The organism is Acinetobacter sp. ACNIH3 (assembly GCF_002918965.1).
GTDB classification, from domain to species: Bacteria; Pseudomonadota; Gammaproteobacteria; order Pseudomonadales; family Moraxellaceae; genus Acinetobacter; species Acinetobacter schindleri.
Genome location: NZ_PQLP01000007.1, coordinates 90,518 through 111,179, shown reverse-complemented (window position 1 = coordinate 111,179; position 20,662 = coordinate 90,518). Strand labels below are relative to the sequence as shown.

21 protein-coding genes and 1 tRNA gene are annotated in these 20,662 nt (G+C 42.8%); 9 read left to right on the top strand and 13 right to left on the bottom strand.

The window, feature by feature from the left end; genetic code table 11:
* Positions 1 to 186 precede the first annotated feature (186 nt).
* Positions 187 to 813, bottom strand: coding sequence for a CatB-related O-acetyltransferase (locus tag C3420_RS05535; RefSeq protein WP_103799942.1), 627 nt, complete (start codon positions 811 to 813; stop codon positions 187 to 189).
* Positions 814 to 920: 107 nt separating this feature from the next.
* Positions 921 to 1,316 (bottom strand): RidA family protein, encoded by a 396-nt coding sequence (locus tag C3420_RS05530; RefSeq protein WP_008305088.1) that lies wholly within the window; start codon positions 1,314 to 1,316, stop codon positions 921 to 923.
* A 141-nt stretch (positions 1,317 to 1,457) separates the two neighbouring features.
* On the opposite strand from C3420_RS05530, the gene C3420_RS05525 reads away from it, so the two are divergent.
* The gene (locus tag C3420_RS05525) at positions 1,458 to 2,039 is read left to right on the top strand and encodes a TetR/AcrR family transcriptional regulator (RefSeq protein WP_008305090.1); all 582 of its coding nucleotides are present in this window, start codon (positions 1,458 to 1,460) and stop codon (positions 2,037 to 2,039) included.
* 79 nt (positions 2,040 to 2,118) lie between these two features.
* Here C3420_RS05525 and greA read toward each other — a convergent pair whose 3' ends face one another.
* The 3 genes from greA to carA form a co-directional block, all read right to left on the bottom strand.
* A complete protein-coding gene (gene greA / locus C3420_RS05520; protein WP_005222895.1) occupies positions 2,119 to 2,595 on the bottom strand; it encodes a transcription elongation factor GreA in 477 nt (158 codons plus the stop codon).
* 97 nt (positions 2,596 to 2,692) lie between these two features.
* Positions 2,693 to 5,923 carry a carbamoyl-phosphate synthase large subunit gene (carB, locus tag C3420_RS05515; RefSeq protein ID WP_008305092.1) on the bottom strand — a complete coding sequence of 1,077 codons (3,231 nt, stop codon included), beginning with the start codon at positions 5,921 to 5,923 and terminating at the stop codon, positions 2,693 to 2,695.
* Between the two features lie 13 nt (positions 5,924 to 5,936).
* On the bottom strand, positions 5,937 to 7,079 hold the full coding sequence (gene carA / locus C3420_RS05510) for a glutamine-hydrolyzing carbamoyl-phosphate synthase small subunit (RefSeq protein ID WP_004814933.1): 1,143 nt from the start codon (positions 7,077 to 7,079) through the stop codon (positions 5,937 to 5,939).
* 308 nt (positions 7,080 to 7,387) lie between these two features.
* Here carA and C3420_RS05505 point away from each other — a divergent pair, with 308 nt between their 5' ends.
* On the top strand, positions 7,388 to 7,879 hold the full coding sequence (locus C3420_RS05505) for a hypothetical protein (RefSeq protein ID WP_004814935.1): 492 nt from the start codon (positions 7,388 to 7,390) through the stop codon (positions 7,877 to 7,879).
* Positions 7,880 to 7,979: 100 nt separating this feature from the next.
* Positions 7,980 to 8,201, top strand: a complete 222-nt coding sequence (locus C3420_RS05500) for a hypothetical protein (RefSeq protein ID WP_004892004.1) — start codon at positions 7,980 to 7,982, stop codon at positions 8,199 to 8,201.
* 102 nt (positions 8,202 to 8,303) lie between these two features.
* On the opposite strand, the gene C3420_RS05495 is transcribed toward C3420_RS05500, so the two are convergent.
* Together C3420_RS05495 and yhbY are read right to left on the bottom strand one after the other, a co-directional pair.
* Positions 8,304 to 8,843, bottom strand: coding sequence for a DOMON-like domain-containing protein (locus tag C3420_RS05495; protein WP_008305680.1), 540 nt, complete (start codon positions 8,841 to 8,843; stop codon positions 8,304 to 8,306).
* An 11-nt stretch (positions 8,844 to 8,854) separates the two neighbouring features.
* Positions 8,855 to 9,178 (bottom strand): ribosome assembly RNA-binding protein YhbY, encoded by a 324-nt coding sequence (yhbY, locus tag C3420_RS05490; protein WP_004814942.1) that lies wholly within the window; start codon positions 9,176 to 9,178, stop codon positions 8,855 to 8,857.
* Positions 9,179 to 9,374: 196 nt separating this feature from the next.
* On the opposite strand from yhbY, the gene rlmE reads away from it, so the two are divergent.
* The 5 genes from rlmE to C3420_RS05465 all read left to right on the top strand — a co-directional run bounded on the left by rlmE (position 9,375) and on the right by C3420_RS05465 (position 14,118).
* The gene (gene rlmE / locus C3420_RS05485; protein ID WP_048882412.1) at positions 9,375 to 10,025 is read left to right on the top strand and encodes a 23S rRNA (uridine(2552)-2'-O)-methyltransferase RlmE; all 651 of its coding nucleotides are present in this window, start codon (positions 9,375 to 9,377) and stop codon (positions 10,023 to 10,025) included.
* 129 nt (positions 10,026 to 10,154) lie between these two features.
* Entirely contained in the window at positions 10,155 to 12,044 is a 1,890-nt protein-coding gene (ftsH, locus tag C3420_RS05480) for an ATP-dependent zinc metalloprotease FtsH (RefSeq protein ID WP_103799941.1), read from the top strand.
* A gap of 108 nt (positions 12,045 to 12,152) precedes the next feature.
* Entirely contained in the window at positions 12,153 to 12,767 is a 615-nt protein-coding gene (locus C3420_RS05475) for a GNAT family N-acetyltransferase (protein ID WP_103799940.1), read from the top strand.
* A 76-nt stretch (positions 12,768 to 12,843) separates the two neighbouring features.
* Positions 12,844 to 13,698, top strand: a complete 855-nt coding sequence (gene folP / locus C3420_RS05470; protein WP_004814950.1) for a dihydropteroate synthase — start codon at positions 12,844 to 12,846, stop codon at positions 13,696 to 13,698.
* Between the two features lie 105 nt (positions 13,699 to 13,803).
* Positions 13,804 to 14,118: a DUF5713 family protein gene (locus tag C3420_RS05465; protein ID WP_103799939.1), complete on the top strand. Its 315-nt coding sequence runs from the start codon at positions 13,804 to 13,806 to the stop codon at positions 14,116 to 14,118.
* Between the two features lie 30 nt (positions 14,119 to 14,148).
* On the opposite strand, the gene C3420_RS05460 is transcribed toward C3420_RS05465, so the two are convergent.
* From C3420_RS05460 to C3420_RS05450, 3 genes are all read right to left on the bottom strand, one after another.
* Positions 14,149 to 14,838: a hypothetical protein gene (locus C3420_RS05460; RefSeq protein WP_071320252.1), complete on the bottom strand. Its 690-nt coding sequence runs from the start codon at positions 14,836 to 14,838 to the stop codon at positions 14,149 to 14,151.
* Between the two features lie 92 nt (positions 14,839 to 14,930).
* Positions 14,931 to 15,016: transfer RNA gene (locus C3420_RS05455), tRNA-Leu, on the bottom strand.
* A gap of 146 nt (positions 15,017 to 15,162) precedes the next feature.
* Positions 15,163 to 15,891: a hypothetical protein gene (locus tag C3420_RS05450; RefSeq protein ID WP_004814955.1), complete on the bottom strand. Its 729-nt coding sequence runs from the start codon at positions 15,889 to 15,891 to the stop codon at positions 15,163 to 15,165.
* 174 nt (positions 15,892 to 16,065) lie between these two features.
* Here C3420_RS05450 and C3420_RS05445 point away from each other — a divergent pair, with 174 nt between their 5' ends.
* Complete coding sequence (locus C3420_RS05445; RefSeq protein WP_004814957.1) at positions 16,066 to 16,572, top strand: hypothetical protein; 507 nt, start codon at positions 16,066 to 16,068, stop codon at positions 16,570 to 16,572.
* Between the two features lie 51 nt (positions 16,573 to 16,623).
* On the opposite strand, the gene C3420_RS05440 is transcribed toward C3420_RS05445, so the two are convergent.
* From C3420_RS05440 to C3420_RS05430, 3 genes are all read right to left on the bottom strand, one after another.
* Positions 16,624 to 17,964 (bottom strand): CitMHS family transporter, encoded by a 1,341-nt coding sequence (locus tag C3420_RS05440; protein ID WP_076753941.1) that lies wholly within the window; start codon positions 17,962 to 17,964, stop codon positions 16,624 to 16,626.
* A gap of 241 nt (positions 17,965 to 18,205) precedes the next feature.
* Positions 18,206 to 19,534 carry a hemolysin family protein gene (locus C3420_RS05435; protein WP_103799944.1) on the bottom strand — a complete coding sequence of 443 codons (1,329 nt, stop codon included), beginning with the start codon at positions 19,532 to 19,534 and terminating at the stop codon, positions 18,206 to 18,208.
* A 127-nt stretch (positions 19,535 to 19,661) separates the two neighbouring features.
* On the bottom strand, positions 19,662 to 20,651 hold the full coding sequence (locus C3420_RS05430; RefSeq protein ID WP_004814962.1) for a LysR family transcriptional regulator: 990 nt from the start codon (positions 20,649 to 20,651) through the stop codon (positions 19,662 to 19,664).
* Positions 20,652 to 20,662 lie beyond the last annotated feature (11 nt).

The following is a 20,662-nucleotide window of genomic DNA, read 5'->3' as shown; positions in this document are numbered from 1 at the left end:
AATTGCTCAACCATCAAATAGAAAGTTGACCATGAGATGCCTGTGTATCGCTTGAACTGAGGATCAGAAAGCTTGTTTGAATCGATGTATTTCATCCGCAGATTATGCACGAATGCCAAGAAATCCGGAGTGCAAATATTAACCAAAAAGAAGATCGTTTTTTGATTTATGAAAGAGATCTAATGTTTAGATGAAATTTTGTACATGATGGAATAGTGATTTAACATCATCCATCTGCAACTGTTCACGCATTTTTAAAAACTGCTTTTCATCGATATCATAAATTTTAAGAGAAAGCAGTTTGTCTATATCTTCCTGTGCGAAACGGTATTTAATAATTTTAGCAGGTACACCACCGACCACGGCATAAGGTGGCACATCTTCAGTCACGACAGCCCCCGTTGCGACTACAGCACCTTCACCAAGCTTTACACCCGGCATAATCATGGCACGAGAGCCGATCCAGCAGCCATCACCAATGATCGTATCACCCGCAAGCTCAAAACCCCGTGTATCGAACGGAAACGCTGAAATCCAGTCGATACGGTGCAACTGGTTGCTACCCATCATAATCACGCATTCTGCGCCAAAACAGACGAAATTGCCGATATAAAGCTGATCAATCGGCTTCTCAGGCGTTGCAGGCTTATCATGTAAATAACGCACAACACAACGCTCAAAACCCTGATCCCAATAGGCTGAATAGTAGGAATAATTCCCTTTAATATGAATATTCGGGTTCTTCACGGTTTTTGAGATAAACTCGAACTCACACCAATGATTCACAGGCGAATTAATTAACTTTTCGGACATAGGGAGACAAGAACAATAAGGAATGGGTCATTATACCGAATTGCGCTGCAAGCTGAATCAACAATCTCGATCTAGTCCATGAAGAAAATTTTAAGGTAAATGCTGATCTAAGTGCTTTGAGGGATACGTGCAATGACTTTAATTTCAAAATCAAAACCAGCCAGCCAAGTCACGCCCACAGCCGTCCAGTTCGGATAAGGCTTTTGGGTAAAAATCTGGTTTTTAACTTTCATAATGCTTTCAAACTGCTGTTCAGGATCGGTATGAAAAGTGGTGACATCGATAATATCATCAAAAGTACAACCAGCCGCTGCCAATGTCGCAGCTAAATTTTGAAAAGCGCGTTCTACCTGTTTTTCAAAATCTGGTTCGGGAGAACCATCTTCACGGCTACCGACCTGACCTGAAACAAACAGTAAATCTTGCGATTTGATCGCAGCAGAATAACCATGTTGTTCATACAGGGCATGGCGGTCTTGGGGAAATATTGCAGTTCTAGTCATGGCTATTCTCTTTAAAAAAATTACTATGAAAATTTTTTCTTAAAGCGTCTGGCAGTTTCACATACGCTACGTATGTAAACATAATTGACATACGTAGCGTATGTCAATTAAAATTTTTGTAATGCTGAAGTGGGAATAGAAATGTCTGTTCGTGAATTAAAAATGGCCGAGACCCGTAAAAAACTGATTCAAGTGGCACGCCGTGCATTTGGGGAATATGGCTATGCAGAGACTTCAATGGATAAACTCACAGCAGAAGCAGGGCTGACCCGTGGTGCGCTATATCATCATTTTGGTGATAAAAAGGGCTTATTTGCTGCGGTGGTCGATCAGATTGATTCAGAAATGGCTTCATCTGCCCAGCAACATCTGGAGCAGCCTGATAATCTCTGGGAAGGATTGATGCTTGAAGGACGCACTTATATCGAACATGCCCTAAATGCTGAGTTTCAACGGATTGTGCTGCGCGATGGCCCGGCAATACTGGGTGATCCAGCACATTGGCCAAGTCAAAATAAATGCCTGCAATCAACACGTGAATGTGTAGAACAGTTACTGGCTGAAGGTCGATTAAAACCAGTCGATGCGCTTGCTGCTGCGGTCTTGTTAAATGGCGCAGCAATGAATGCAGCACTGTGGGTGGCATCCAGCGATGATCCTGCACAGGTTTTATCTGAGGCTTTACAGGCATTTGAAGCATTGGCTTCTGGCTTCTTAAAATAAAATCGATAGAAATTTTCAGGATCAATAAAAAACCCCTCAAGCGAGGGGTCTTACAGCCTAAAAATATCTAAATAAAAAATTAGATATATTCAACTTTGGAAATTTCGTATTCCACTTCACCTTGTGGTGTCACGATTTTCACTTCGTCGCCTTCGTTTTTACCTAAAAGTCCACGCGCGATCGGAGAGTTCACAGAGATCTTGTTGATCTTAAAGTCTGCTTCGTCATCACCCACAATTTTGTAAGTTTTTTGTTCTTCAGTGTCCAGATTTTCAATGGTCACTGTCACGCCAAATACAACACGACCGTTTTGTTCCAGTGCTTTAACATCAATCACCTGGCAAGCACCAAGTTTACCTTCGATGTCCTGAATACGACCTTCACAGAAGCCCTGTTGTTCACGTGCAGCATGATACTCTGCATTTTCCTTTAGATCTCCATGTTCACGTGCTTCAGCAATTGCGGCTGTAATACGCGGGCGATCAACAGTTTTTAGCTGATGTAATTCTTTTTCCAAGGCAAGTTTGCCTTCAGGAGTCATAGGATAACGTTGCATAGTTGTCCCTCAAAATTAGGTATGTAAGTAAAATACAAAGTGTATAAATGAAAAAAAGCCCGCCACCGAGAAGGTGGCGGGACTTCTCAGTAACGAATTAACCTACTGTTAAATCTTGCAAACGATATACATCCATCGGCAATTTAATCGCTAAAGCTTGGCATACTGCGTCCGCACCATTCAAGGTAGTTGTGTTATACACTTTACCTTGAAGCGCTGAACGACGGATCGAGAATGAATCTTCCTGCGCTTTTTTACCTTCAGTCGTATTGATTACAAGGTGGATTTCGCCGTTTTTGATACGGTCCACAATGTTTGGACGACCTTCAGTTACTTTGTTTACGCGTTCACATTCAAGACCAGCTTCGCTAATCACTTTAAATGTACCATCAGTTGCAAGAATCTTGAAGCCTAGGTCAATCAATTGTTTCGCAATACCTGCTGCACGAGGTTTATCTGAGTCACGTACAGAAATGAATGCGTGTTTCACTTCACCTTCTGTCGGAAGACCAGGTAGACGTTCGTTCGCACCTAGAACAGCTTTATAAAATGCTTCACCGAATGTTTTACCAACACCCATCACTTCGCCTGTAGATTTCATCTCAGGGCCAAGGATCGGGTCAACGCCAGGGAATTTGTTGAATGGGAATACTGCTTCTTTTACAGAGAAGTGTTCAGGGATAATCTCTGAAGTGAATCCTTGAGATTCTAGAGATTGACCCGCCATACAACGTGCAGCCACTTTCGCTAAAGATTCGCCGATACACTTAGAAACGAACGGCACAGTACGTGATGCACGTGGGTTCACTTCCAGGATGTAAACGTCTTCGCCTTTAACCGCAAACTGAACGTTCATTAGACCAATTACGCCAAGTTCTTTTGCCATTGCAATTGTTTGACGACGCATTTCGTCCTGAATCTCTTTAGACAGAGAATAAGGAGGAATCGAGCATGCTGAGTCACCTGAGTGAATACCTGCTTGTTCAATATGCTGCATGATGCCGCCAATCACAACGTCTTTACCGTCAGAGACACAGTCTACGTCAACTTCGATTGCATCATCCAGGAAACGGTCAAGCAGAACAGGCGCTTCGTTTGATGCTTGAACTGCATCACGTAGGTAGCGTTTAAGTTCTTCATCGTTATAAACGATTTCCATCGCACGGCCACCAAGGACGTAAGATGGACGTACCACAAGTGGATAGCCTACTTTAGACGCTTCAGCCATACCTTCTTCAGCAGATTTTACGATGCTGTTGTTTGGTTGACGAAGTTGCAGACGTTGAATCATTTGCTGGAAGCGTTCACGGTCTTCTGCGCGGTCAATCGCATCAGGAGATGTACCAATGATTGGCGCACCCGCTTCTTCTAAAGCACGAGCCAGTTTCAAAGGTGTTTGACCACCATACTGAACGATAATGCCTTTTGGCTTCTCGATACGTACGATTTCAAGCACATCTTCAAGTGTAATTGGTTCGAAGTACAAACGGTCAGATGTGTCGTAATCCGTAGAAACTGTTTCTGGGTTACAGTTCACTATGATGGTTTCATAGCCGTCTTCACGCATTGCAAGCGCCGCGTGTACACAGCAGTAATCGAATTCGATACCTTGACCGATACGGTTAGGACCGCCACCAATCACCATGATCTTGTCACGAGTCGATGGATTTGCTTCACATTCTTCATCGTAAGTTGAATACATGTAAGCTGTATCAGATTCGAATTCTGCAGCACATGTATCGACACGTTTGTAAACTGGCGTTACGCCCAGGTTCCAACGGTGTTTACGGAATTGTTTTTGTGAAATACCCATCAAGTTCGCAATGCGAAGATCTGATAAACCTTTACGTTTGAACCCACGGATATTGTCCGCATTCAAGTCACCAAAACCTAAAGTTTTGATCTGGTTTTCAGTTTTGATGATGTCTTCGATTTGGATCAAGAACCAACGGTCGATGTTCGTCGCAGCAAAGACTTCATCAAGCGTGAAGCCGTGACGGAATGCATCGCCCACGTACCAGATACGCTCAGGACCTGGAACTTTAAGCTCTTGTAAAATTTTCTCACGCGCGCCTTCAGTACCCGCTTCGATTTTTTCATCAAAGCCAGATGCACCGACTTCAAGACCACGAAGTGCTTTTTGCATAGACTCCTGGAAGTTACGACCAATGGCCATCACTTCACCCACAGATTTCATCTGTGTTGTCAAAGTTGCGTCAGCTTGCGGGAATTTCTCGAAGTTGAAACGGGGAATCTTGGTGACAACGTAGTCAATCGCAGGTTCGAAAGATGCTGGAGTCGTACCGCCAGTGATGTCATTTTTCAGTTCATCAAGGGTATAACCCACAGCCAGTTTCGCAGCGATTTTAGCAATCGGGAAACCAGTTGCTTTAGACGCAAGCGCAGATGAACGAGAAACACGCGGGTTCATCTCGATCACAACCATACGGCCGTCTTTCGGGTTAATACCGAACTGAACGTTAGAACCGCCTGTTTCTACACCAATTTCACGAAGTACAGCTAGAGAAGCGTTACGTAGTAACTGGAATTCTTTATCTGTAAGCGTTTGTGCAGGCGCAACAGTGATCGAGTCACCTGTGTGCACGCCCATTGGGTCGAAGTTTTCAATGGTACATACAATGATACAATTGTCGTTTTTGTCACGAACAACTTCCATTTCGTATTCTTTCCAGCCAATTAATGATTCATCGATCAATAACTGTTTGGTTGGAGAAAGATCGAAACCGCGTTCACAGATTTCAATGAATTCTTCTTTGTTGTATGCGATACCGCCGCCTGAACCACCCATGGTGAATGATGGACGGATAATCACAGGGAAGCCGAAGCGTGCTTGAATCTCTAAAGCTTCTTCCATTGATTCGGCAATGTCTGCTTTTGGACATTCAAGACCAATTTTACGCATTGCCTGGTCGAACAGTTTACGGTCTTCAGCTTTTTCAATTGCTTCTTTGGTCGCACCGATCAGTTCAACATTGAATTTTTCTAAAATGCCGTGCTCATCAAGGGCAAGGGCACAGTTCAATGCTGTTTGACCACCCATTGTAGGAAGAACTGCGTCTGGACGTTCTTTCTCAATGATTGCTGCAACAGTCTGCCAGGTAATCGGTTCGATATACGTTGCATCTGCCATTGCAGGGTCAGTCATAATGGTTGCCGGGTTAGAGTTCACCAAAATAACACGGTAGCCTTCTTCACGAAGCGCTTTACACGCTTGCGCGCCTGAATAGTCAAACTCACACGCCTGACCAATCACAATAGGACCAGCACCGATAATTAAGATGCTTTTAATGTCTGTACGTTTAGCCATGATGCTTCCTTAATTACTTCTTAGATGCTTCGATAAGTTCGATGAAATGATCGAACAATGGTGCGCAGTCATGTGGACCAGGGCTTGCTTCAGGGTGACCCTGGAAGCTGAACGCAGGTTTGTCTGTGCGATGAATACCTTGGTTAGTACCATCAAACAGTGAGCGATGAGTCACACGCAATACCGCAGGCAAGGTGCTTTCATCCACTGCGAAGCCGTGGTTTTGAGAAGTAATCATCACTGTACCAGTTTCAATGTTTTGTACAGGATGGTTGGCACCGTGATGGCCGTGAGGCATTTTCACAGTCTTGGCACCGCTTGCAAGCGCAAGAATCTGATGACCTAGGCAAATCCCGAATACAGGAATATTGCGGGCATCTTCTACAATTGTTTTTACAGCTTCAATTGCGTAGTCACATGCAGCTGGATCGCCAGGGCCGTTCGACAGGAACACGCCATCTGGATTCAGTGCAAGTACATCAGCAGCAGGAGTTTGCGCAGGCACAACGGTCAATTTACAACCGCGATCTGCAAGCATACGTAAGATGTTGGTTTTGACACCGTAATCGTATGCAACAACATGGAATTTAAATTCTGGTTGAGCGAAGCCTTTACCTAAAGTCCATGAACCTTCAGTCCATTCAAAACCTTCAGGATCACAGCATTCTTTTGCAAGGTCTAAACCATTCAGACCACCGAATGCGCGTGCTTTTTCAAGTGCTTCTTCTTCAGTGATGTTTTCGCCTGCAAGGATACAACCGTTTTGTGCACCTTTATCACGCAAAATTCGAGTTAATCGTCGCGTGTCGATGTCAGCAATAGCCACTACATTGTGCTGTTCTAGATATTCACCTAGTGATTGTTCAGCACGGAAGTTACTGTGTAATAAAGGAAGGTCACGGATAATTAAACCGTTTGCCCATACTTTATGAATACGACCTGATTCTGCGTCTTCTTCGTTGCAACCCGTATTACCGATATGTGGGTAAGTTAAAGTTACAAGCTGCTGTGCATAACTTGGATCAGTCAAAATTTCTTGATAGCCAGTCATGGCAGTGTTGAAAACGACTTCACCAGTCGTACAACCCGATGCGCCAATCGAAGTACCTTTAAAGATAGTTCCGTCGGCAAGGGCTAAAATTGCTGGGGTGCTCAAACCAAAGCTCCTGAAATTTAGGCTGTAAAAAAGCGAGTAGACGAAAAAAAAGGAAGGTTAATTTTTAAACCTACCCTCCTATGTCTGCTCGCTTGAACTTAACACGGCATTATACGCAGTAACACCTGCTAAGTCCAATAGCTTTGCCGCAAAAGTATGAGATAAATGGCTTGCTTTTTGCTTGAAAGTCTGTTTCATGATCAATGTTGAAAAATGTAACCATTTAATAATTGTCAGACAAATCAAGTCTTAAATTTTATCGAATTTACTAATATGAAAGCGTCAAAACATAACTAAAGGCAAAAGACATGGCTACCACAACTAAAACTACAACATCTAAAAAAAATCTGAATGTCGTTGTCACTGAAACTGCCGAGCAGCTTGAAAAAGCAGCAATAGAGGCGAAAGAGCAGGCAGTGGAAACGCTTGGCGAAAGCAAAGAAAATATTGAAGCTGAAGTAAAAAAACTGAGCAATACTGTGACTGATCAGCTGACCCAGTTTAAACAGGATTTACTACAGCGCATCGATACCCTGAAAGAGCAGTTGTTTGGCTCACAAAAAGAGTTGAATGAACTGACCAGCTTTATCAAAACCGAATTTAATGCGGTCATTGATGATCTATCGAAACTCGGTAAAGAATTAAAAGAAGATGTCACCCAGATTTCAACCAAGCATAAGGATCATCTGGCAGATACCCTAAAACGCTCTAAAGACAGTACGATTGAAGTTTTGAAAAAAGTTAAACCCGTCGTTGTAAAAGGAGAAACCGAAGAAAAAGAAACTGATCTAAAAAGTTAAACAAGCAACAAAACAAAAAAAGCAGCCGAAGGGGAGCATCTATGTTCTCCTTTCGTATTAGACGCAACACTGACTCATAAAACAAAAATAGGGGGTCATGATGCAACATCATCTTATAGCGGCAATATTGCTACTTGCCTTGATCATGGTTTTAAATCTTGAAACCTGGAAAAGCCGTCTAGCCTATCTTGCCATGGTAATACTGAGTTTTAGCTATTTCAGTGTTTTACAGGCCGCAGTTTCCATTATTGCGATTACTATGATTCTGATTTTTTACGCTGCTGTGACAGCAGTACAGAGAAATGCAAGACTACATCACTAATCTACTTACCCTGAACTTCAGGCAAAATAAAAAACGTGAGACCGATGAGCCTCACGTTTTTATATTTTTATCATTTGTGTATTACAGGAGAGTATTTACATCCTAGAACACATGTAACCAGTCACGCTTGTTATGAAAGTCTGCCTGTGGACTGCTGTGCTGCATGGCATAGTATTGATCGCCTTGTGAGGTTTTCAATACAGCAGACAAGCCAAGGAACAGATCAGTCCATTTTAGCTTGTTCAGGGCCATGAAGTCGGTTAGATCCAGGCTGACATTGAGTCCATAATGGGTACGCTTGAGCTGATTCAGGTCGATATCATAAGCCGCTTGTGGCGGCATTTCTTCCGGATAACGGTATTCTTCAAACTGATAGGCTTGCCAGGCCTGAGAAGGAGAGAGATTGATTTCGCGATAAAAATCCTCTTCCTTTACCCCAATAAAAATTTCAAAACACGTCTGTTCCCAGAGGAAGTCCTGACGGGGATGTGCTGCGACCAGTTCTGGCCAAAGCACATACTGGTTCGGATCACGTAGCCAAAAACCCACATTCAATGTGGAGGGACCTTGCTGTTCAATCGCGCCGACCAGCGAGATCGCCTGAAAACGACGATCGAATGCATTCAGTTCGTAACTAGCCATAGATCCTGAACTTAGTTAGACAAGTGCGCAAAGCGAACAAGGTTAGACAGTTTTTGGTTCTGTTTCGGCGCTTTTTTGTAAAGCAACGCGATTTTACCAATGGTTTGTACGATTTCAGCACCTGTTGCTTCAACAATCTCAGTAATGAGAACAGCACGTGCTTCACGATCTTCAGCCACAACTTTCACTTTAATCAGTTCGTGGTCGTTAAGCGCACGCTCAAGTTCTTCGATCACATTTTCAGTCAGGCCTTTGTCACCAAGCATTACCACCGGGTTTAATGCATGTCCGATTTGACGTAAACGTTTACGTTCCTGAATAGATAAAGACGCCATGAGAGATAACCTGATTTTTAAAACGGCTTAGTATAGCAAAAGCAAAAAACAAACGCTTTATATTCTCAGGAAATAATCGGTGCCATCACATAAAAAATCCAACCAACTGTCTTAGATTTAGATACAGATCAATACTGCAAATCATGTGTTTTTCACGTACAATTAATAATTGGAAGTTTTTTTTATTTAGAGAGTTATGGCAACACGCATTACCAACCAGAAGTTATCCAAAAGTAGTCGTGCGTGGATGAGAGAGCATCTCGATGACTTTTATGTGAAGAAAGCGCAAAAAGAAGGTTATCGGGCACGTGCAGCGTATAAACTTCTTGAGATTCAAGAAAAATACGGCATTATCAAACCAGGTATGACGGTTGTCGATCTGGGCGCAGCGCCAGGAAGCTGGTCGCAAATTGCTGGTAAACTGGTCGGTTCTAAAGGTCTGGTGATCGCATCGGATATCCTGGAAATGGATGCACTGCCAGATGTGACCTTCCTGCAAGGTGACTTTCGTGAGCAGGAAGTGTTCGATAAATTGTTAAATATTTTAGATGGACGTACGGTAGACGTTGTAATTTCCGATATGGCCCCCAATACATCAGGTAATAAGGCTGTAGATCAACCGCGTCAGATCTATCTCTGTGAACTGGCCCTTGACTTTGCCAACAAGGTTTTAGGTCCTAAAGGTCAGTTTATTGTTAAAGTCTTCCAGGGCACTGGCTTTGATGAATTCCGTAAGGAAGTTGTTAATAGTTTTGATGTTCTGAAAACGGTAAAACCTGCTGCATCGCGTGCTCGCTCGAAAGAAGTCTTTCTGGTGGGGCAGGGGCGCAAGAAGGCTTCTAAATAAAGTCTACTTGCCAACACGCTAAAAATTGTGCATTTTGTACGTTTTTAATAATTGCAAGTTGAACAAACTTGGAAATTCAGGTCACCCGCGAGGGCATGATCAAATTAGATTGGAAATGGGAATAAAGCTTTGAGCGATCTTTTTAAGAATGCCGTATTGTGGCTCGTGATACTGGGTGTGCTGGTGCTCATCTTCAGCAACGTCAGTGATCGCAATCAGCCGACAACAATGAACTATTCAGAGTTTGTTGCAGCGGTGAATGACGGCCAGATTAAGCAAGTGACAATAGATGGCGAAAGAATTCGTGGTGAGAAATCAAACGGTTCCGAGTTTGAAAGTATTCGTCCGGCAGTTCAGGATCCTGAACTGATGCCAAATCTCATCAAGAACAATGTGGTTGTTGAAGGTACTGCACCACAACGCCAAGGCTTGTTGATGCAGTTGCTGATTGCAAGTTTCCCTGTGCTCTTAATCATTTTGTTATTCATGTTCTTTATGCGCAACATGGGTGGCGGTGCAGGCGGCAAGAACGGCCCGATGAGCTTTGGTAAGTCGAAGGCGAAAATGCTGTCTGAAGACCAGATTAAAGTTACCTTTACTGATGTTGCGGGTTGTGATGAAGCAAAACAGGAAGTCGTGGAAATCGTTGACTTCCTGAAAGATCCTGCGAAATTCAAACGTTTGGGTGCAACTATTCCTAAGGGCGTCCTGATGGTGGGTCCTCCGGGTACGGGTAAAACCCTGCTTGCAAAAGCGATTGCAGGTGAAGCGAAAGTTCCATTTTTCAGTATTTCCGGTTCTGACTTCGTAGAAATGTTCGTGGGTGTCGGTGCATCTCGTGTACGTGACATGTTCGAACAGGCGAAACGCCATGCGCCATGTATCATCTTCATCGATGAGATTGATGCTGTCGGTCGTCACCGTGGTTCAGGTACAGGCGGTGGTCACGATGAACGTGAACAGACCCTCAACCAGATGCTGGTTGAAATGGACGGTTTCGAAGGCAATGAAGGGATTATCGTCATCGCGGCAACTAACCGTGCTGATGTACTGGATAAAGCCTTACTTCGTCCAGGTCGTTTTGACCGTCAAGTGATGGTTGGCTTGCCAGACATTAAAGGCCGTGAGCAAATCCTGAATGTTCACTTGAAGAAACTGCCGTCTACAACGGGTGTGGATGTGAAAGTCCTGGCTCGTGGTACTCCTGGTTTCTCTGGTGCGCAGTTGGCAAACCTTGTAAACGAAGCAGCATTATTCGCGGCACGTCGTAACAAGAATACTGTCGACATGCATGACTTTGAAGATGCTAAAGACAAGCTGTATATGGGTCCTGAACGTAAATCGATGGTACTTCGTGAAGAAGAGCGTCTTGCTACGGCTTACCATGAAGCAGGGCACGCAATTGTTGCAGAAATGCTGCCAGGTACTGATCCTGTGCATAAAGTAACGATCATGCCGCGTGGTTGGGCATTAGGTGTAACCTGGCAGTTGCCTGAGTTTGACCAGACCAGCCATTACAAAGATAAAATGCTGAATGATATTTCGATCTTGTTCGGTGGTCGTATTGCAGAAGAAGTCTTTATTAACCAGATGTCGACTGGTGCCTCAAATGACTTTGAACGTGCAACCAAAGTTGCGCGTGCGATGGTGACCAAATACGGTATGTCTGACAAGTTAGGCGTAATGGTCTATGAAGATGACTCGCAACAGTCATTTATGGGCAGCATTGGCAGTCGTACGATTTCTGAAGCGACTCAACAGCAGGTTGATGCTGAAGTACGCCGTATCATCGATGAGCAATATAAAGTGGCTCGTGATATTCTGGAAAATAACAAAGATATCGCGCATGCCATGGTGAAAGCGTTAATGGAATGGGAAACAATTGATCGCGAGCAAATCCGAGACATTATGGAAGGTCGTGAGCCTAAGCCACCTAAGGTCTATGTTTCAGATAATCCTGTAATTGATGTAACACCGAAGGATGGGCCGTTGACTCCTCCGCCATTACCAGCCAATTAAGCAGAAAATAAAAAAACCACCTTCGGGTGGTTTTTTTATGGCAATGATTTGGATTGTTTTGGCGTGATGCTATATTCAGCTATAAAAAACCAATGAGCAAAAATAAAAATGACAATACCTGTTTTGGAATCCCGTATTTATCAGTTACGTTTAGAAGCGCTGACTTGGAAGCATTTTACAGATTTAGAAGCAGCTTGTGCTGAAGGAGATTTGGGCGAAGTGCTTTATAATTCTGTACCTTACTTAAGCGAATTAAAACAATATGTACAGCAAGCTTTGGTTCAACAAGCTCAGGGTACAAGGATGGCTTTTGCTGTGATTGATTTAACAGCGGGTCGAGCGATTGGAACCACCAGTTATCATGATATCAAGCCTGAAATTCCACGTGTGGATATTGGTTATACCTGGTATGCACAGCGTTATCAGCGTACCTATGTGAATCGGGTCTGTAAATATCTTCTTTTAAGTCATGCCTTTGAAGAGCTTAATGCTCGGGTAGTAGGCTTTCGTACGGATCATCTGAATCTAAAAAGTCAAAAAGCCATTGAAGCTCTAGGAGCTAAACGGGATGGCATCATTCGATGTCATATGTTGCGTAAAGATGGTCAGACAGTGCGGGATAGCTATATCTATAGTATTTTAAGAAGTGAATGGGTAGAGGTAAAATCACAGTTACAATCTAAGCTTATGCAATGCTCAAATAAACCGCAGTTTGAAATTTAATTCTGGCTTGTTTCAGCTTTGCTTTATATCGCTATCCATACGACAATACGCTAGTTATTGGATTTAGGATGAAAACATGCAGCTGATGCCGTTATTACCACGCGTATGGACATTTGAACACTTAACACTGGATCTGTCCCAGCCGCATGTGATGGGAATTCTGAATGTTACACCGGATTCATTTAGTGATGGGGGCAAACATAATTCTCAAGATGCTGCAGTAGCGCGTGCATTAGAAATGATGGCAGAAGGTGCAACAGTTATTGATGTGGGTGGCGAGTCGACCCGTCCGGGTGCATCGGCGGTTGAAGTAAAAGAAGAAATTCGCCGTGTAGTGCCTGTGGTTGAAGAACTGGCCAAGCACAATGTCGTGATTTCAATTGATACTTCCCAGCCAGAAGTGATTAAGGCTGCAGTGAAAGCTGGAGCACATATCTGGAATGATGTTCGTGCACTGACACGACCGAATGCCTTGCTAACTGCTGCTGAGTTGGATATTCCGGTCATTATTATGCATATGCGTGGTGAACCTACTACGATGAATAATCTGGATCAGTATCAAGATGTCACGCTTGATGTCATTGCGGAATTAAAACAGCGCGTGCAGGATGCTTTAGATGCCGGGGTGAAAGCTGAGCACATTATGATTGATCCCGGTTTTGGATTTGCCAAAAATGCTGAACAGAACCTGAAACTACTGAATGAATTGTACAAACTAACTCAACTTGGTTATCCAATATTGTCGGCGTTGTCACGTAAACGCTTTATTGGACAGGTGCTGGATGGAGCAGAAGCCGTAGAACGCGCAGTGGGGTCAGTAGCAGCACACTTGCTAAGTATTCAACAAGGTGCCTGCATGGTACGTGTACATGATGTTAAAGCGACAGCAGATGCGATTAAGGTCTGGAAGGCAATGCAAGCCGCGGTTTAATTATTGGCTAGATTGCATGTTAGGCGGCGTGCTGTTTGGCTTTTAAGCGGCAATATGGTATATAGGGCACGCTTAATTTTTAGTTATAGTTTTAGAGTGCCTGTAATGTTTGCAGATTTACTTCTCCCAATGTTCGATGATGAATATTATCCCGATATTCTGGTTGCTGAAGTAAAGCAGCACATCGAACGTTTTGCCAAAAAGGTGACAAAATCTGGTTTATCTGAATACGAGATTTATCAGTTTGCCAATGCGACTGTGGCAGAAATCAATGAAATGAAACCGCAGTTCGAAGACCTGGATTCCTCTTTAGATGATACCGCAGCAGATTATATTACTGAAGCCATGATGATGGTGGTACAGGAACAGGGATACTTCGAAGTTGAAATGGAAGAGCTGGTCGCGACTCGTGAATGGTGAAAAAAGCCCTGTTTTTTACAGGGCTTTTTTTTAATGATCTAAAAATGCTTCTTTGAAATTTTTATAATGAATTTCATTTAGGAGTTTCTGTTCTTCCTGCATGCAGCGTTGATGTAATTCCAGATAATATTTTTTTAAATCCTTTTGCAGTGGCACAGGTTCTGGCTCTTTACTTTGCGACTGTTGATAAGACCAGTAAGCCAATTGACGGATGTGCTGCAAACGTACCAGCAGGGTGCTGCGGGTAGAACTTCTAAAGCCGGGCTCAATTAACACCGCTACAAAACTGCTGAAGGCAAGTAGACCCAGGCAAGGTAAAGCAATGAACGCTGAATGAAAATACTGGTAATTGATCAGTGACAGAACAACAATCAGGGTTTGAATATATAAACAGGATTGCAAGCGCTTTGCGTAGCGTACAGAACTGTACTTGGCCTGAAACTGGGCACGCCAGATATAAGGATAGAGCATACTAATAAGTACGATCGTACCTGCACTAATGGCCTGATTCTTTGAATCCATAAAGTCTGGATAAAAAGGCAGGGAAAAGCACAGACCACAAAATGCTGTAATCAGCATCAAAATCCCGATACGCAAATATAAATACGGATCAATGGTTTGATTCAAATATTTATAGCGGCTATAGCTAAGTCTGCAAAAGAATGCATCAGGATGGCGTAACTGTAATCTGGCTAGATCGAAAGAGCGGGGTGCGGACATGAGGAGGCACACTCTATTTATAAATTTCAGGCACAAAAAAACCAGCTCATTGCTGGGTTTCTGCATTTGCACCATTTTAAACTGAATCAAAATGGTGCCCGAGGCCAGACTCGAACTGGCACGCTTTGTGGGCGGGGGATTTTAAATCCCCTGTGTCTACCGATTTCACCACTCGGGCATGCGCGCCATCATAGATGAGCAGCGAGAACTTGGCAAGATGATTTCTTATTATTTGTTTTATTTTCAGGCAATTTAGCCATTAAAATTTAAAAGAAAGCAAAGCTGATGTTATTCAAAGCTTTAAATTTCAATAAATTAATCGATTTACAGCATTTCATCCAGATAACTGTCCACATCAATATGTTTAATGCTTTTACAGTACTGGTGTTCAGATTTGAATAACTGGCTATATAGGTCGGCATAGCGGTTTAGCTGACGCTTGAGTACTTCATATTCAGGACTTTGAGCCGAAGTCATATAGAGTTTTAATCGGGTTCTCAGGCTTTGTTTGTATGCCCAGAAACACACACGACGCAGTTGATGCAGCTGATAATATTCACTGTCCTGACTGTTTTGACGAAACAGATTTTCCTTATAAAAACGCACAAAGCCAAAACTGACACCAAAGAACAGGAGCGCCCACATCACAAACTGACTTTGTAAAAATTGAATATTCAGGGCAGACAGAATGACGATTACAGCAAGCTTGACAGGACTATGTCGTAATAGTTGATAAAGTGAATGCGAAGAATGTCGAATCTGTTTAATGACCAAAGGGACAATCACCATCAAGAATAAAAGAATTGCCAGAATGGCATAGGCTTGTGCCTGAAAGTTACTCAGCTCAGTAAAATTACTCAGGAAAATATCTTTCAGTACGAAACTGATTGGCACAAAAATCATGCTCGCCAATAGCCAAGGAATAAATTCACGACGGTCATCCAGTACACCTCTGGTCTTGATCTGACTATAAAACAGGTAATTGTGCTTAAAAGCCGCTGGATAGAGCCGCTGAAGTTGCTGAAGCAGCACATTGACTTGTTGGTTTTGCATGTATGAAGTCGGGCAGGAGATGGATGAGTAAGATTACTATAAAGTAAATTGCTGAATTTTTCCGAAAAATTGCAATGCGCAATTAAATCATCTCACTTGCAGCAGGATTTTGTCTTTTTGTCCGGGAATTATGCGAAAATAGCCTATTGTAAATATTATTTGTAAGGGCAGTTCATGACTGATCAATCTCCTGAGACTTTAAGCGACATCGAAATTCTGGACCTGTTACAGGCAATGAAAAACGATGAATTAGATACCGAAGCGAAAGAAGCTATTCGTCAGGGTGGTAAAGCGGGTCGTCAGGAAGCGCATAAACAGGCGCTGGTTAGATTGCATCAGTCATTTGAAGAAAAATTTGTTGAAGCAGTGTCTATCGCGCTTCATTTGAATGAAGCTCAGATCAAAAAGATTCGTTACAAGAAAGACCGTATCCGTATTTTAAAGGCGCGTGGTATTGATTACCTGGCGATTGATGGTGCGGAAACTGCATTTGTATTGGCACAGATCGCGCAGGCTATTGTGCGTGAAGATGCAATCGTGACGCATGACCTGCATAATATTTTCCCATTCTGGAAAGAAGGCTGGCCAATGGTGCAGTTCGATAATGCCTATAAAATTCTGGAAGATGATATTCGTATTCACTACCAGGCAGTATTAGATGCTTTACTTGAAAATTTCTAAACAGCGCTAAAAAAAGAGCATCCTTGGATGCTCTTTTTTATGGAAAAATCTTTACCCAAGTGTTGAATAGAGTGGGAAAATACCGAAGATGACAGCAGTCACCAACATCACTAAACAGGTAATTACTGCCCATTTAATGGTAAATTCTTGATGTTCACCAAAATTGATTCCCGCCAGTCCACATAATAAGTAAGTAGATGGTACCAAGGGTGAAAGTAAATGCACAGGTTGCCCAACAATTGAGGCACGTGCCATTTCTGCTGGAGTAATACCATAATGTCCGGCAGCTTCCGATAACACAGGTAAGACACCAAAATAGAACGCATCATTCGACATAAAGAAGGTTAATGGCATACTGATCACTGCGGTGATTGGTGCCAGATAAGGTCCCATACTTTCAGGAATAATCTCGACCAATTGCTTGGACATGGCATCAACCATGCCTGTACCTGACAGAATTCCTGTAAAAATACCTGCGGCGAAGATAATACCTACGACTGCCAAAGCACTTGCAGAGTGGTTACCCACCAAGCGCTTTTGCATATCCAAATCTGGATAATTCACAATTAAAGCAATACACAGTGCCACCATGAATAATATTGGAGCGGGTAGAATGCCCATCACCAGCGTAATCATCAAGCCGAGTGTAAGCAAAGCATTGAAGGTACGTAAATGATGGCGGTTGGCTTCAGGGACTTGCGAGATTTGAATATTGTCACCATGGCTAATATCCAGCTCAACAATACCAATGCGTTTACGCTCCATACGACCATACATAAAGCCCAAGAAATATAACCAGATAATGGCTACAAACATCGGGAACAGCATCGGTACAAAAACATCGTTTGGATCGACATGCAGTGCAGTTGCAGCACGTGCTGTTGGTCCACCCCAAGGGGTTAAGTTCATAATGCCACTGGCGAGCATCATTAAACATGCCATGATCAATGGGCTCATACCTATGCGTTTATATAAGGGTAGCATCGCAGCGACACAGATCATATAAGTGGTAGAACCATCGCCATCTAATGACACAATCAACGTTAAGGTAATCGTGCCTAAAGTCACTTTGAGGGGATCCCCTTTGACCTGTTTTAAAATCCATTTTACCGATGGGTCAAACAAGCCTGTATCAATCATGATGGCAAAATACAGAATCGCAAATAACAGCATGACACCCGTCGGGGCAAGTTTTTTGATCCCCTCCATCATCATGGGGCCTAATTCTGAAATATTAAATCCTGCTAGACTGTCGACAAAAAAGCTTAATGCGTAAGTAATGAGAGCAAAAAGAATAGGTATTAAAGTTAAAGCTACGAGCGCGCTCAAACGCTTGGACATGATTAAATACATAAAGCAAATAATCATGCCTAAGCCTAAAATAGTCAGCATGGATCAGTCCTTTGAGTGTGATAGTTTTATTTAATATTCAAGTGAACTTGATACTATTCAATTCAACCCATTTTTTAAATATTATTTAACAAATGGTATTTTTTATTCTATTTTTCTAATAAATAATATATATCCATAAAGTATGGTGAAATGCATGATAAGTATGGATCAGCATTTCTGATATGTAATAAAAAAAGCCTTACGTTCATGTAAGGCTTTAGAAAAAGAAATATTAATCAACTTATTCTTCAGAATCAGATGTTTCAGATTCTTTATGGTCTTGAAGTAAGCGGGTAACCAAAAGCTGATCAATTTTAAAGTGATCCACATCCACAACTTCAAACTTATAGCCGCCAAAAATTACAATATCAGCAGGGCGTGGAATCTTGCGCAGCTTGTACATCATAAAACCAGCCAGCGTTTCATAATTTTCTTCATCTGGCATTTCATCAATGCCTAAGGCATGTTTCATGTCTTCAATTGGCGTACTGCCTTCAATCAGCCATGAATCAGCATCACGTTTAAAGATCTGCTGATCTTCTTCCATTGGTGTTACCCAGTCACCCATTACGGTAATCATGATGTCAGACAGGGTAATCACACCCACGACCAGTGCATATTCGTTAATGACCACTGCAAACTTTTCTTTGCTCGAACGGAAGCGGTCCAGAAGTTCGGATAAGGTCAGAGTGTCCGGAATCATCAACACATTACGAATGGTAGATTCATTCAGCTGATTGATTTTCTGGTTGTTGAGAATACGGACCAGAATGTCTTTGGCATCGACATAGCCAATTACCTGGTCGATATTTTCATTACAGACCAGAAATTTGGAATAAGGATATTGCGCCAGCTTTTGACGAATACTGTCTTCAGCTTCAGTCAGGGTAAAGAACACCACATTTTCACGTGTGGTCATACTGGAAGGAACATTACGTTCTTCAAGTTCAAACACGTTTTCAATAAAGTGGTGTTCCTGCTTTTGTAGTACGCCAGCCTGAGCACCGGCATCCATCACCGCAGAAATATCTGCAAAGGTGATATTGTCATCCCGGATCGTATTGACTTTGAATAACCGGAACAACAGATTGGCAATGGCATTAATTATCCAAGCCAACGGCTTGCAGATTTTAATAAAAATTTGAATCGGGTTGATAACTGCGACTGAAATTTTTTCCGGTGCAATCATTGCCAGGCGTTTTGGCATCAGATCGGCAAACAGAATGAATAATGAAGTCACCAGAGTGAAAGATAAGGCAAAGCTGATGTTCTCGGTCCAAGGACCATCATATATATGCGAGACAAATTCGGCGATATAAGGACGGAAAGCCCCTTCACCCAGAATACCGCCGAGAATGGCGACAGCATTTAAGCCAATTTGGGAGGCAGCAAAGAAGTCTGCTGAGTTTTCCTGCAAATCCAGCACTTTCTGGGCACGGACGTCGCCTGATTCGGCCAAAATTTTAAGTTTGACCTTACGGGCACCTGCGAGTGCGATTTCAGTCAGTGATAAAAAACCAGCCCCCGCGATGAGTATTAAGATAATCACGATGTTTTGAAAGAGGCTCACGTAATCCACCTGTGGATTGATATTATCTTGGAATATTTTTAACACAAAAAAGGACTTGAGGTGTAAAAACAGATCTCAAGTCCTTACAGTATAAGCTTAAAAAATAATAATTTATGTGAAATTCATTTTAATAAGGTGAAAATTGCGAATTATTCTGCATAAATTCACGATTCTCCTCTTCAATCATCTGGCGCGCTACATACAGAATCAGCTGACGCAACCAGCGATGTGCCGGATGATGATGCAGTAATGGACACCATGCCATCTTCAGTTCAAATTCAGGAATATAGAAGGGTGGATCTTTAAGTAGCAAATTATGGTTCTTGGCTTGCAGGCGGGCAATACGGGTTGGTAGCGTTGCTACCAGATCTACATTTGACGCCAAAAGTCCCGGCATCTGATAGTGACGGGTAAATACTGAAATCTTACGTTTTTGCCCAATACGTTCCAGCGCCTGATCAATCCAGCCAAGTCCGGCCTGCTTTTCAGGATTAACCCCGAATCCCACGCCCATGCCGGTTTTAGATACCCAGATATGCTGTGCATCTAAATAGCTTTTCAGGTTCAGGTTACCAGCAGCAGGATGTTTATTATTTAACAGACAAGAAAAACTGTCACGCCACACCAGTACCTGATGGAAACTTTGCGGAATTTCATTAAACCGGTTAATCGCCAGGTCAACCTTACCTTGTTCCATGTCACGATAAGACACATCACTAGGTGTCAGAAAGTCCAGAACAACATTGGGTGCTTCAGAGCGTAAAGCTTTGACCAGGCGCGGTACCAGTGTCGCTTCAGCATAATCTGAAGTCATGATACGGAACACACGATTTGAGGTATAAGGGCGGAACTCGGTACGGGGTTCCAGAATCATGGACAGATCAGACAGGGCATCGCGAATACGTGGCTGCAGTTCGAGTGCACGTTCAGTCGGTGTCATCCCTTCAGAAGAACGGATCAGGAGGGGATCATTAAATAAATTGCGCAGACGACGCAAAATGTTACTCATGGCAGGCTGGGTCACGCCAAGTTGCTCAGCTGCACGTGTGACATTTTTTTCGCGAAGAAGTACATCAAGATAAATTAATAGATTGAGATCGACCCGCTCCAGATTCATAAAAAAAATAC